This is a genomic window from Streptomyces sp. NPDC040432, from assembly GCF_055595445.1.
The window spans coordinates 474,548-487,276 of the sequence record NZ_JBVIVP010000001.1 but is presented as its reverse complement, the minus strand read 5'-3'; the positions used below and the strand labels follow the sequence as shown (position 1 = coordinate 487,276).

The following is a 12,729-nucleotide window of genomic DNA, read 5'->3' as shown; positions in this document are numbered from 1 at the left end:
TGTCCGTGGAGGGGTGACCAGCCTCGTGGAGGCTGCCTCCCTCCCCCGCCGGCGTCAGTGCCGAAAGGGGAGTCCAGCACCTCTACTCCCTCCAGGAGCGTGCCATCCACTTGCAGTCCCGCGACTTTGCCTCGATTTTGCCGACGGGTAGGTGTGGCGGCCGACAAGACGTGAGCCCGGTCGGCACCGCACCGTTGGAAGGGAATCTTCCGGGGGTGTTCGAGCTGATGATGCCGTGGCCGCGAGAAGTTGTCACGATTAGATAAATACTGTGGAGGGATTGCGAACCTCCACGATGCTTCTGCACTCCGGCCCCCGCTCCCGGCCGGCGAGGCATCCATCTCCCGCCCGCCGCGGAGCAGTTCCGACGACTACCCCCGGGCGCCGAGTGCGAGGTGGAGTGCTCGGGCCCGGGCGTATGGGAGAACCCGATGCCCCTGTCCCAGACCCGTATGCCACGCTCTCACCGGGCCCGACGCACCAGACGGCATGCCGGTGCGGCCCCCGCGGAGGCCGGTGGCCGAAGGGCCTTCCGGCGCCCGCCCCTGTTGTCCGCCGCCGGGGGCCCGCACCCCGCGGCCGTGTGCGCCGCGGCCCTCGCGGCCCTGCTCGCCCTCGGCGTCGCGGCCAGGGCGGGCGCGCTGACGCGCCTGTTCGACTTCCTCGACTACGGAGCCGGCGTCCTCTCCCTCGTTTCGCTCACCTCCGCCGTGCTGTGGGGACTCGCTGCCACGGACCGTACGTTGTTGACGTCCGGTCACCGGATCCTCGCCCAGGGCGCCCACCGCGGACTTGCCGTCTCCGGGCTCGGCTTCCTCGCCCTGCACGTCTGGGTCAAGATCGCCGAATCGCAGACCGAGGCCGGCGCCGCGTTCATTCCGTTCACCGACCGGGAACAACCCGTGCTCATCGGGCTGGGCACCCTCGCCGGTTACCTCTTCGTCTCCGTCGCGGTCTCCGGCGCCGTGCGCAGCGCCTTCGCCACCAAGGGCCGGTCCATGTGGTGGCGGGCCCTGCACATGGGCGCGTACCCGGCCTGGGGGGCCTCGCTGGTGCACGGGCTGAAGGCCGGACGCCCCGCCAGTGCGTGGGTGACCGTGGCCTACGGGTTGTGCCTGGCCGGCGTCGCGGCTGTCCTCTTCCTACGGATGCGGGCGCGGTTGCGGGCCGCCCCGGCCCGTCCCGCACCGCAGCCCGCTGCTCCGCAGTCGCCCGGACAGGCGCCGCCGCGCAGCCCGAAGCCCTTCGTACGCCAGCCCGCCGAGCAGTCCGCGGAACGGCTCACGGCCCGCCTCGCCCGCCAGCTGGACCCCCGCTCCGGCTCACCCGACTCCGAACAGGAAGCCGTGCGGACCGCGTTCGCCGAGGCCGAAACGGCTCGGATGCCCGCGTTCGTCGAGGCCCCCGCCGGGCAGCCCGGCTCCCCGCAGGTCCCGTTCTCCCCCTCGGTCCCCGCACAACCGGCCTTCTCCCCGCCGATCCCTGCCCCGCCGGTCTTCTCCCCACCGGTCGTTCCCCCACCCGTCTTCCCGCAGCCGGCCTTCGTCGAGCCCGCCTTCGCCCAGCCCGTCCTCGTCCAGAACGCTTTCGGACAGGCCGTGTTCGGGCCGGGCGCGTTCGGTCGACCCGGAACCGCCCAGCCCGATTCCGGCCAACCCGACCTCGGTCAACCCGACTTCGGGCAGACCGCCTTCGGCCAACCCGACTTCGGACAGCCCGTGTTCGCGCAGTCGGGGTTCCCCCCGGCCGGGTTCGTCCCGCCCCAGGCGGCCGCGCCGGGCGCTCCGCCCTCGTTCGCCGGACAGCCCGTCGGCAGGGAGCAGTTCGCCGTGCCCCCGGTCATCCCGCTGCCGGGCATCCTCTCCCAGGGTGCGGACCCGCTCGCCGACACCCTCCTGATACAGGCGGGGGCCGTCGGCCCCGTGGTGGCCGCCCGGGCCGCCCCGCCGACCGGGCCCGAACGGGCCCCCTACGCGATGATGTTCGTTCCCGGCGGCCCCACCGCCACGAACGATCGTCCCGGTGCGCCGTTCGACGGCGGGCGCGCATGACCGGCGTCACGCGGCCGGCCCTCGGCTGCGTCGGACAGCCCCGTCTGCTCGCCGGACTCGACACCGCCACCCGCCTCGACCGCGCGGCCCACCTGAGCGTCCACGGCCCGCTGCCCCCGTACCGCCCCGACGAGCTCACGGAACTGGCCGAGCGCATCGACCTGCGGGGCCGCGGTGGAGCGGGCTTCCCCTTCGCCCGCAAGCTCCGGGCCGTCACCCGGACCGCCGCCGCCCGCGAGGGCCGGACAGCCGTCGTCGTCAACGGCAGCGAGGGGGAACCGAGTTGTCTGAAGGACACCGCCCTGCTGCTGCACGTACCGCACCTGGTGCTCGACGGGGCGCTGCTGGCCGCCGCCGCACTCGGCGCGGAGGACGTGGTCGTCGGCGTCACCCGGGACGACGTCGAACAGTCGCTGCGCGCCGCCGTCGCCGAACGCGGCCCGGTCGGCAGCCGGGTCCGCGTCGCCCGCCTTCCCGAACGCTTCGTCACGGGCGAGGGCACCTCCCTCATCAACGGCATCGAAGGCGGCCCCGCCCTCCCGTCCGGGCGCAAGGTGCGCACCAGTGACCGGGGCCTCGGCGGCCTGCCCACGCTGCTCTCCAACACCGAGACCTACGCCCAGCTCGCCGTCGCCGCCCGGCTGGGCGCCGACGCCTACCGCGAAGTCGGCACGCCCGCCGAACCGGGCACCATCATGCTCACCGTCGGCGGCGCCACCGCCGTCGAGGTGCCGACCGGCACCTCGCTCGCCTACGTACTGGAACTGTGCGGGTCGGATCCCGGCCAGGGCGTGCTCGTCGGCGGATACCACGGGCGGTGGCTGAACCCGGCCGCGGCCCGGTCGGCCGCGCTGTCCCGCCAGTCCCTCGCCGCGTACGACGCGGTCCTGGGCGCCGGAGCCGTCCTGCCGCTGCCCGAGGACACCTGCCCGGCGGGCGAGGTCGCCCGGGTCACCCGCTGGATGGCGGACGAGTCCGCAGGCCAGTGCGGACCCTGTGTGCGGGGCCTGCCGTCCCTGGCCGACGCGGTCGACAAGATCGTGGGCGGTGGCGGGATGGGCGCCCTGGAGGCGGTCGAGGCCCGCATGCGCGCCGTGCGCGGCCGCGGCGCGTGCAGCCACCCCGACGGCACGTCCTCGTTCGTCGCGTCCGCGCTCGCCACCTTCCCCGAGGAACTGCGCGACCACGCCCTCGGCAGCGGATGCGGGCGCCGCGTCCTGGGCGCCCTGCCGCTCCCCGCCGACGAGAACCCCGAACGCCTCGTCGTCGACTGGACGCTCTGCAAGGGACACGGGCTGTGCGTGGACCTGCTGCCCGAGGTGGTGCGCCTCGACGCGGACGGGTACCCGTCGCAGGCCGTCATGCCCGTACCGGGCCGGCTGCGGCCGAAGGCCCTGCGGGCCGTGCGCCGCTGCCCGGCGCTCGCCCTGCGCATCCAGGAATGAGCCCGCTGTGAACGGGCCGCGCGATGCCGCGTTCAGCCGTTAGCGCGATCTGACAAATTCGCGGCCATTCGAATTCACCGGACCCCGCAGGCCCTATGAATGACCGAGGACGCAAAAGCGCCGGGCAGGAACCGAAGGAGTGATCGTGATCAGCAAGCGTCGTGCGATATCTGTCGGATCGGTGGCCGCGGTAATCATGTTCGCGGCGGGCTGCGGGGGCGGTACGAACGCCGCCGGGAATGTGAATTCGGTGCAGCCGGTCGGCGACGGAAAGGCGATAGGAAAGGGAGGTGACTCGGCGTACGGCGCCGGCGGATACGGATCGGACGCCGCGGCCGGGTCGGGTTCCGGGTACGGATCGGAGTCCGGGGGCTCCGCCGCCGAGAAGGCGGGCGCCGCGGGCAAGCTCGCGGTCCGGGACATCGCCTCGGTGGGCAGCGTGGTCACCGACAGCGCCGGCGCCACCCTCTACCGGTTCGACAAGGACACGCCCGAGCCCCCCAAATCCTCCTGCGACGGCGACTGCGCGACGGTGTGGCCGCCGGTTCCGGCGGGCGACGCCACCGCCTCCGAGGGCATCGAGGCGAGCCTCCTCGGCGAGGTGACCCGTACCGACGGCAGTCGCCAGCTGACCCTCGCCGGCTGGCCCGTCTACCGCTACGCCAAGGACACCAAGCCGGGCGAGGCCAAGGGCGAGGGCGTCGGCGGCACCTGGCACGCGCTGGCGCCGAACGGCAAGAAGGCCATCGACGCGAAGGGCGGCGCGAAGGGCGGCGGCGCGGGCGACGAGGCGGGTGACGCAGCGGGCGGCGCGAAGGAGGGCGCGGAGGGCGGCACCACCGGCGACGCGGCCAAGCCCGGGACGGGCGGCGAGGGCGGAGCGGGTGACGCGAAGCCCGGAGCCGCCGCCGAACTCGCCGTGGCGACGAACGAAAAGCTCGGCAGGATTCTCGTCGACGGAAAGGGAAACACCCTCTACCGGTTCGACAAGGACAGCGCCTGGCCGATGAAGATCGGCTGCCTCGGAGCATGTCTTGACACGTGGAAGCCCGCACCGGTCGTGGACAAGACGAAGGTGTCGGGAATTCCCCAGGAATGGATCGGATCGGTGAAGCGCCCCGATGGCAGCATGCAATTGACGATCGACTGCTGGCCCGTCTACACGTTCACCGGTGACACCGCTCCCGGGCAGACGAACGGACACGGAAAGCAGAACCTCTGGTTCGCGGTCAACGACGCCGGTAAGAAGGTGGCCGTCAAGTAGCCCGTTTCGGAGGTGTCCACCCAGCCCGCGCCGGACCCCAGTGAGGCAGCCGTGTCCGACTCAGCCCGCATCACCGCCCGCCACCTCCTGCCGTGTGCCGTCGTCCTGCTCGCCTCCCTGATGTGCGGCGGGTGCGCCGGCCAGCAGGAGAAGGCGGACCGGGGCGCCGCGGCCACCCGCCAGGACGTCCCCGGAGAGCTCGGTCCGGTGTCCACCGCCCGTACCGCCACCCTCCAGGAGATCGCCGCCGTCCTCGGCTGCACGGCCGAGGTGACCGTCGACGCGGAGGAGCTCAAGGAGGCGGCCTGCGGGGCGGGCCCGGACTCCTACCGCATGACCACCTTCGCCGCCGACCAGGGCCAGCGCGCATGGCTCGCGGAATCCGCGATGTACGGCGGTACCTACCTGGTGGGGAACCGCTGGGTCGTCACCGCCGCCAACGCCGAAGCCCTGGCGCCCCTGCGCGAACGCCTCGGGGGAACCGTCGCGAACGGCACCTCGCACGCGGCGTCCGGCCCGGCGGAGAGCCACCCGGGGGAGCACGACGCCAAGACCCCCGGTGCCGAGGAGCCCGACACGAAGACCCCGGGTGCCGAGGACCAGGACGCCGGAGGCCACGGCGGGAAGGGTCACGACGCCGGGGGCGAAGCACACGGCTCGGCCCCGGAGGCGCCCGCCGCGCCCTGAGGCCGACCGGCCCGCGGGGCGCACCCGTACCTCCCACCGGGGTCCTCCTACCGGGACCCCGGTGGGAGTCCCCCGTCCGTCCGCGGCCTCCCGCCGTCCCGGTGGCGGGCCCGACCCCGCCGGGGGACCGGTCGCCGCGCGGTTCGGGCGTCGAGGACATCGAGGCTTCGCGGCGGCGGTTCCACGAGGGGCTTCCGGTCCTGGTGGAGGGCACCGCCGGGCCCGCGTTTCGCGCGTCAACGGCGGGTCCGATCTCACTCGGTCGGCTGAACGGCCAATCCGCCGACCGGATGGCGCCGAAGACCGGGTGTGAGCATCAACCGCAACACCTTCGCCCGCACCGCTCCGGCGGCGCTGAGCGGCCTGTTGGCCGGCTACGCGGCCCTGGCGGTCGCCGAGCTGGTCTCGGCCGCCGTGCGCCCCGAGGCCGGTCCGGTTACGACGGTGGGCGGCGCGGCCATCGACAGGACCCCGGCAGCGGTCAAGGACTGGGCGATCCGCCAGTTCGGGACCGCGGACAAACTGGTCCTCCAGTTCGGGATCCTCCTCACCCTCGGCCTGCTCGCGGTGGCGCTCGGCCTGCTGGCCCTGCGTCACCGGCGCACCGGCGCGGCCGGGGTGCTGCTGTTCGGCCTGGTCGGCGGCGCGGCGGCCCTGAACCGCCCCGATTCCGCCGGTCCGGCCGACGCCCTGCCCTCCCTGGTGGGGGCGTTGGTCGGCGCCGGGTTGCTGTACCACCTGGTCGGGCGGTTGCCGGCCGTACGGGAGACGGGCGCCGCGGCGGACGGCTGGAGCCGTCGCGGCTTCCTCGTCGCCGCCGGGGCCGCTGCGCCGGCCTCGACGGCGGCGGGCGCCCTCGGGCGCGGGCTGAACGCCTCCAGGGGCCGGGGCGCCGAGGCGTCCCGGGCCGCGGTCCGGCTGCCCGCCCCCGCCTCACCGGCCGCCCCGCTGCCCCGCGCGGTATCCCTGCGGGTTCCGGGCATCACCCCCTTCACCACCCCCAACGCGGACTTCTACCGGGTCGACACCGCGCTGGTGGTCCCGAAGGTCGACGCCGACACCTGGCGCCTGCGCGTGCACGGGAAGGGCGTGACGCGCCCGCGCACCTACACCTACGCCGACCTCCTGGCCCGTGACCTGATCGAACGGGACGTCACCCTGACCTGCGTGTCCAACGAGGTCGGCGGTCCGTACGCGGGCAACGCCCGCCGGCTCGGCGTCCCCCTCGCCGACCTGTTGCGCGAATGCGGGGTCCGGCCGCCCTCCGGCAGGGGTCCCGCCGACCAGCTCGTGGCCCGTTCGGTCGACGGCATGACCCTGGGCTCGCCCGTCGAGTCCGGCACGTCGAGGTCCGCGTCGACGACGGCCCCTGGGAGTACGCCGACCTCGCGGCGCAGGCCGGTACCGATACCTGGCGCCAGTGGTCCCACGCCTGGAAGGCCACGCCCGGCGGCCACACCCTCACCGTCCGCGCTAGTCAGTGTCGCCTGAGCGCGGGCGTCCCAGGCGGTCCCCGCCCCCCGATCCTGCCTTCCCTCCCTGTTCCTTTTCCTTCCACACCTTCCTGATCCGTTCGTGAAAGCTCCTAGGAGAATCGTGATGAACACCCGTCAGTTCCGTCGTACCGCCGTTGCCGTCACCGCCGCGGTCGTCCTTCCGTTCGCCCTCGCCGCCTGCTCGGAGTCCGGCAAGGACTCCGCCGCCGGTCCGGCCGCGGACACCACCGCTTCCCAGACGACCATGCCCGACGCCTCCGCGGCGGCGGACAAGCCCTTCGGCCCGGCGTGTGCCGGCGTCCCGAAGGACGGCGCGGGCAGCTTCGACGGCATGGCGAAGGACCCGGTGGCCACCGCCGCCTCGAACAACCCGGCCCTGTCCACGCTGGTCGCGGCCGTCAAGCAGGCCGGACTCGTCGACACCCTGAACAACGCGAAGGACATCACCGTCTTCGCGCCCACCAACGACGCGTTCGCCAAGATCCCGAAGGCCGACCTCGACAAGGTCCTCGCCGACAAGGCCACCCTGACCAAGATCCTCACCTACCACGTCGTCGGCCAGAAGCTCACCCCGAAGCAGCTGGAGAACGGCTCCTTCGACACCCTGGAGACGGGCAAGATCACCACGGCCGGATCCGGTGAGGCCTACAAGGTCAACGACACCTCGGCGGTCGTCTGCGGCAACGTGCCGACGGCCAACGCCACCGTCTACATCGTCGACACCGTCCTGATGCCGAAGTAGCGCCCCCGGCGCGGGAGCGCCCACCGCGGCGCACCCGAACGGACGCTGCGTGGCCCCGGGGAATGGGCCGCGCAGCGTCCTCCGTACGGCCCCCGGCCGTCAGACGGTCCGGTCGACGGGCTTCCTGGCGGCCTCGGCCGCCGCGTGCAGGGAGCGCAGGGCGAGCAACAGGACGCCCACGTCGTCGAGGTACACCGGGTCGGGGACCAGGTCCACCGGCGAGACGGTGTAGACGACGGCGACCCAGAACAGTGCCTTGTCGCGGAGCGGGATCCCGGCGTCGAGCAGCAGCTTCCGGGCCGCGAACACCCGGACCAGCAGTACCGCGGCCACGATCGCCAGGGCGACGGCGAGGACCGCCGCGATGACCAGCCAGACTTTTCCGTCCATGGGATCCCCTTACCCGCTCAGGCGCCCTGCTCCCGCAACCGGCGGCCCACTTCCCCCAGACCGGCCGAAAGAGCGTCGAGCTGCTCGGGGGTCAGGACGTCGACGAGGATCTCCCGGACCGTGGTCACGTGCCCGGGGGCCGCTTCCTCCAGTCGGGCCAGGCCCGCCTCGGTGAGGACGGCGAAGACCCCGCGGACGTCGGAGGGGCAGCTGCGGCGCCGGACCAGTCCGGCCTTCTCCATCTGGGTCACCTGGTAGGTCAGCCCGCTCTTGGAGTTGATCAGCCCGTTCGCCAACTCGGTCATGCGCAGTTCGCGGTCGGGCGCGGCGGCGAGTCGGACGAGGATCTCGTACTGCGGGTGAGACAACCCGGAGTCGTCCTTGAGCTGCTGGTCGAGACGCCGGTTCACCAGGGCCGAAGCGGCCAGGAAGCCGTTCCAGGCCCGCATCTCGCGCTCGTCCAGCCATCTCGTCCCGTCCATGGTTCCAGCCTACACGGGTTGTTCCAATTTGAATCAGTGGCTAGGGTCTGGGCAGCCGGTTCGAATTTGAACTACCCGCGTCGGACCGGCCCGACCGGAAGGAACCCCCATGACCAGCGCCTCCGCCACCTCGACGAAGGCCCCGGCCACCGCACCGGCCGCGCACCCGACCGCCGACCTGCCCGCGGCCGTCACCGCACCCCAGGACGCCGGCCTGCTGCTCCTGCGCCTCGTCCTCGGCCTGACCATCGCCGCCCACGGTACCCAGAAGCTGTTCGGCTGGTTCGGTGGCGGCGGCCTCAGCGGCACCGGCGGGTTCTTCACCTCCGTCGGCTACCCGGCCGGCGACGCCATGGCGGTCATCGCGGGCCTCACCGAGACCCTGGGCGGCCTCGGCCTCGCCGCCGGACTGCTCACCCCGCTGGCCGGGGCAGCCGTCACCGGCACGATGATCAACGCCGTCGCCGTCCACGGCACCGGCTCCTTCTTCGCGCCCGAGGGCATGGAGTACGAACTCCTGCTGGCCGTGGCCGCCGCCGCCCTCACCCTCACCGGTCCCGGCCGCCTCGCCGTCGACCGCTTCCTGCCCGTGGCCGCCCTGCGCTCCCACGGGCTGAAGCAGGGGGCGCTCGCCCTCGCCCTGGGCATCGTCCTCGCGGCCGTGACGCTTCTCGTCCGCAACTGATCGTCCGGGCTGATTGGCCCCGGGAAATTGGGGGAACAGCGGATGAATGACGCACCCCACACAGGCGATCGAAGACTACGCACTCATCGGCGACCTCATGACCAGCGCCCTGGTCGGCCGCGACGGGTCCATCGACTGGCTGTGCCTGCCCCGCTTCGACTCGGCCGCGTGCTTCGCCGCCCTTCTCGGTGACCAGGAGAACGGCCACTGGCGCATCGCCCCTGACGGCGTCGCCGACGGACAGCCGTGCACGCGCCGCGCCTACGTCGACGACTCCCTCGTCCTGGAGTCCTACTGGGAGACCCCGGACGGCACGGTCAAGGTCATCGACTTCATGCCGCAGCGCGACACCGCACCCGACGTGATGCGCATCGTCGAGGGCCTGTCCGGCCGGGTCACCCTCCACAGCACGCTGCGCCTGCGGTTCGACTACGGCCACGTCGTTCCCTGGGTCCGGCGCAGCGAGGGTGACCGGGTCGCCGTCGCCGGACCCGACTCGGCCTGGTTCCGCAGCGAGCCCCCCGTCCGCACGTGGGGCGAGGAGAACAGCACCTGCTCGGAGTTCACCGTCGACGCGGGGGAGAAGGTCGCCTTCGTGCTGACCTGGCACCCCTCGCACGAGCCGCGCCCCGAGCAGGTGGACCCGTACACGGCACTGGAGCAGAGCCTCGCCGACTGGCGGGCGTGGGCCGCGCAATGCCACTACGAGGGCCCCTACAAGGAGGCCGTGACCCGTTCCCTGATCACCCTCAAGGGCCTGACGTACGCGCCGACGGGCGGCATCGTCGCCGCCGCCACGACCTCCCTGCCGGAGGAGCTCGGCGGGGTCCGCAACTGGGACTACCGCTACTGCTGGCTGCGCGACTCCACCCTCACCCTCGGCGCGCTCCTCGCCACCGGCTTCCTCGACGAGGCCCGCGCCTGGCGGGCCTGGCTGCTGCGGGCCGCGGCGGGCGACCCGGCCGACCTCCAGATCATGTACGGGATCGCCGGCGAACGACGGATCCCCGAGACCGACCTGCCGTGGCTGCGTGGCTACGCCTCCTCCGCGCCCGTGCGCGTCGGCAACGCCGCCGTGGACCAGCTGCAACTCGACGTGTACGGCGAGGTCATCGACTCCCTCCACCTCGCCCGTTCCTCCGGACTTCCGGCGGAGCGGCACGCCTGGAGGATCCAGCTCGCCCTCCTCGACTTCCTGGAGAAGAACTGGCGCCGCCCGGACGAGGGGCTCTGGGAGGTGCGCGGCCCCCGCCGGCACTTCGTGCACTCCAAGGTCATGGCCTGGGTCGCCGCGGACCGGGCCGTCCGCACCATGGAACGCGACCCCTCCATCCCCGGAGACGTGGAGCGTTGGCGGACCATAAGGGACGAGGTCCACGCGGACGTCTGCGAACACGGCTACGACGCCGAACGGGGCACCTTCACGCAGTACTACGGCTCGCGCGAGCTCGACGCGGCGACCCTGCTCATCCCCCGGGTCGGCTTCCTGCCGCCCGACGACCCACGGGTGATCGGCACCGTCGACGCGGTCCGGGCGGAACTGGGCGGCAACGGACTGGTCCGCCGCTACAGCACCGAGGGCCCGTCCGTCGACGGGCTGCCCGGTGACGAAGGGGCCTTCCTGGCCTGCTCGTTCTGGCTGGTGGACGCCCTGCACATGACGGGCCGTGGCAAGGAGGCCCGCGAACTGTTCGAACGGCTCCTGGGCGTGTGCAACGACGTCGGCCTGCTCGCCGAGGAGTACGACCCCGTCGCCGGACGCCAACTCGGCAACTTCCCGCAGGCGTTCAGCCACGTCGGCCTCGTCAACAGTGCCCTGACCCTGGCCGGGAGGGACGTGGCGCAGTGACGGGCCGCGCCGACGCGGGACAGGTCGTCGGCGCGGCGGATCGGGGGACCGGGCGGGCGAACCCCGTCCACCCGGACCCGGCCCACCCCGGACCCCGCTCCGCCCGCGTCAAGACCCCCGAACGGGGGAGGCGCACCCGGTACCGGAGGCCCATGCGGCGGCCCCCGGGATCGTTCCCCCGGACGATGGGCGGCCCCCGCGGGCTCGGAAGAATCGAGGCACAAGGTCGAACGGCGGCCCCGTGAAGGGCCGCCCGCACCCGGGGAGATCCTGTGCCTTCACACCACGGCCGGCGCGGCCGATTACGCGCCACCACCGTCGCCACCGGCATCGCGCTGGCCCTCCTGGCCGGCACGGCCGCGACGGCGGCCGCGGCCCCGGCCACGGGGACCGACGACCCCGCGGCCGGGGCCCGGCACACCGACCTCGACCGCCGGGCGTTGGCCCGGCGGCTCGACGCGGTGCACACGGCCGGCATGTACGGCGCGTACGCGTCGGTGCGTGACGGCCGGGCCCGCTGGACCGGCGCCACCGGCCTCGCGGACGTCGACACGGGCCGCCGCACGACCCCCGACATGCGCCACCGGGTCGGCAGCGTCACCAAGTCCTTCACCGCCGTCGCCGTGCTCCAGCAGAGCGCCGCCGGGCGCCTGCGGCTCGACTCGCCCGTCGGCGACCACGTACCCGAACTCGTGCCCGGCGAGCGCGGCCGGAAGATCACCGTGCGCATGCTGCTCAACCACACCAGCGGCATCGCGGACTACATCGCGGAGGCCTTTCCCTCGGTGAAGCAGGGATCGCCGAGCAGCCTGGAGGAGTTCCGCCACCGCACCATCTCCCCGGCCACCCTCGCCGGGTACGGGGTCGGCCTCCCGCAACTGTTCGAACCGGGAACGTCCTGGTCGTACTCGAACACCAACTACATCCTGCTGGGCGAGGTGCTCCGCAAGGTCACCGGGCAGGACCCGGAACGCGTCATCACGCGCGACGTCATCCGGCGCGCCGGCCTGCGGGACACCTGGTTCCCCGGGACCGACCCGCGCATCAGGGGCCCGCACTCCCGGATGTACGAGGGCTTCGGCGGGGCCCTTACCCCGCCGCGCGACTTCAGCGAGTACAACATGACGATGGCGGGCACGGCCGGCGCGCTCATCTCGACCACCCAGGACCTCAACACCTTCTACCGGACCCTGTTCCGGGGCGGCCTGCTGCCGGCCGCGCAACTGAAGGAGATGCGCACGACCGTCCCCTACCGCGACGAGGACGGCACCGTCCTGCTGCGCTACGGACTCGGCATCTACACCGTGGACACCCCCTGCGGCCCCGTCTGGGGACACGACGGCGGCGTCTTCGGCGCCACCACCCGAGCGATGTCCACCGCCGACGGCGAACGACAGTACGCGGCGGGCCTCAACCTGACGGGCTACCAGCGCACCGACCCCGACGGCAACCCCGTACCGCACCCCGTGGACGCGGCCGAGGTCGCCCTGTCCGAACAGGCCCTGTGCGGCGGTACGGCGCCCACGGCCCGCGCCGACGCCCCCCGGGCCCTCCCGCGCCTGCCCGACACCCTGGCCGCCCCGGCGGAGGCGACCCGGCCTGCGGCATCCGGGCAGCGCGCGCGGTAGCCGCCGAGCC

The 12,729-nt window shown here is 73.3% G+C and carries 10 protein-coding genes and 1 pseudogene; 9 read left to right on the top strand and 2 right to left on the bottom strand.

Going from position 1 to position 12,729, the window contains the following annotated elements; genetic code table 11:
- Positions 1-581: 581 nt before the first annotated feature.
- The 6 genes and pseudogenes from ACZ58N_RS02215 (at position 582) to ACZ58N_RS02190 (ending at position 7,685) form a co-directional block, all read left to right on the top strand.
- Entirely contained in the window at positions 582-2,051 is a 1,470-nt protein-coding gene (locus tag ACZ58N_RS02215; RefSeq protein WP_471154521.1) for a hypothetical protein, read from the top strand.
- The gene (locus ACZ58N_RS02210) at positions 2,048-3,496 is read left to right on the top strand and encodes an NADH-ubiquinone oxidoreductase-F iron-sulfur binding region domain-containing protein (RefSeq protein WP_471154520.1); all 1,449 of its coding nucleotides are present in this window, start codon (positions 2,048-2,050) and stop codon (positions 3,494-3,496) included. Before ACZ58N_RS02215 ends, ACZ58N_RS02210 begins: the two co-directional genes overlap by 4 nt.
- Before the next feature lie 145 nt (positions 3,497-3,641).
- Entirely contained in the window at positions 3,642-4,760 is a 1,119-nt protein-coding gene (locus tag ACZ58N_RS02205; RefSeq protein ID WP_471154518.1) for an SCO0930 family lipoprotein, read from the top strand.
- A 51-nt stretch (positions 4,761-4,811) separates the two neighbouring features.
- Positions 4,812-5,447, top strand: a complete 636-nt coding sequence (locus ACZ58N_RS02200) for a hypothetical protein (protein ID WP_471154515.1) — start codon at positions 4,812-4,814, stop codon at positions 5,445-5,447.
- Between the two features lie 309 nt (positions 5,448-5,756).
- Positions 5,757-6,925 (top strand): annotated as a pseudogene (locus tag ACZ58N_RS02195) (molybdopterin-dependent oxidoreductase); the annotation flags it as partial.
- Between the two features lie 121 nt (positions 6,926-7,046).
- Positions 7,047-7,685 carry a fasciclin domain-containing protein gene (locus tag ACZ58N_RS02190; protein ID WP_471154512.1) on the top strand — a complete coding sequence of 213 codons (639 nt, stop codon included), beginning with the start codon at positions 7,047-7,049 and terminating at the stop codon, positions 7,683-7,685.
- Between the two features lie 99 nt (positions 7,686-7,784).
- Here ACZ58N_RS02190 and ACZ58N_RS02185 read toward each other — a convergent pair whose 3' ends face one another.
- Together ACZ58N_RS02185 and ACZ58N_RS02180 are read right to left on the bottom strand one after the other, a co-directional pair.
- On the bottom strand, positions 7,785-8,075 hold the full coding sequence (locus tag ACZ58N_RS02185; protein WP_471154509.1) for a YkvA family protein: 291 nt from the start codon (positions 8,073-8,075) through the stop codon (positions 7,785-7,787).
- A 17-nt stretch (positions 8,076-8,092) separates the two neighbouring features.
- Positions 8,093-8,557 carry a MarR family winged helix-turn-helix transcriptional regulator gene (locus ACZ58N_RS02180; RefSeq protein ID WP_471154506.1) on the bottom strand — a complete coding sequence of 155 codons (465 nt, stop codon included), beginning with the start codon at positions 8,555-8,557 and terminating at the stop codon, positions 8,093-8,095.
- 109 nt (positions 8,558-8,666) lie between these two features.
- Here ACZ58N_RS02180 and ACZ58N_RS02175 point away from each other — a divergent pair, with 109 nt between their 5' ends.
- The 3 genes from ACZ58N_RS02175 (at position 8,667) to ACZ58N_RS02165 (ending at position 12,719) form a co-directional block, all read left to right on the top strand.
- On the top strand, positions 8,667-9,242 hold the full coding sequence (locus ACZ58N_RS02175) for a DoxX family membrane protein (protein ID WP_471154504.1): 576 nt from the start codon (positions 8,667-8,669) through the stop codon (positions 9,240-9,242).
- A 46-nt stretch (positions 9,243-9,288) separates the two neighbouring features.
- On the top strand, positions 9,289-11,091 hold the full coding sequence (locus tag ACZ58N_RS02170) for a glycoside hydrolase family 15 protein (RefSeq protein WP_471154502.1): 1,803 nt from the start codon (positions 9,289-9,291) through the stop codon (positions 11,089-11,091).
- 272 nt (positions 11,092-11,363) lie between these two features.
- The gene (locus ACZ58N_RS02165) at positions 11,364-12,719 is read left to right on the top strand and encodes a serine hydrolase domain-containing protein (protein ID WP_471154499.1); all 1,356 of its coding nucleotides are present in this window, start codon (positions 11,364-11,366) and stop codon (positions 12,717-12,719) included.
- The last annotated feature ends 10 nt before the right edge of the window (positions 12,720-12,729 follow it).

What these genes read in the sequence shown, in the direction of transcription:
- ACZ58N_RS02210 (WP_471154520.1), top strand. Translation starts at nt 2,048, where the DNA reads ATGACCGGCGTCACGCGGCCGGCCCTCGGCTGCGTCGGACAGCCCCGT.
- ACZ58N_RS02190 (WP_471154512.1), top strand. Translation starts at nt 7,047, where the DNA reads ATGAACACCCGTCAGTTCCGTCGTACCGCCGTTGCCGTCACCGCCGCG.
- ACZ58N_RS02185 (WP_471154509.1), bottom strand. Translation starts at nt 8,075, where the DNA reads ATGGACGGAAAAGTCTGGCTGGTCATCGCGGCGGTCCTCGCCGTCGCC.
- ACZ58N_RS02180 (WP_471154506.1), bottom strand. Translation starts at nt 8,557, where the DNA reads ATGGACGGGACGAGATGGCTGGACGAGCGCGAGATGCGGGCCTGGAAC.
- ACZ58N_RS02175 (WP_471154504.1), top strand. Translation starts at nt 8,667, where the DNA reads ATGACCAGCGCCTCCGCCACCTCGACGAAGGCCCCGGCCACCGCACCG.
- ACZ58N_RS02170 (WP_471154502.1), top strand. Translation starts at nt 9,289, where the DNA reads ATGACGCACCCCACACAGGCGATCGAAGACTACGCACTCATCGGCGAC.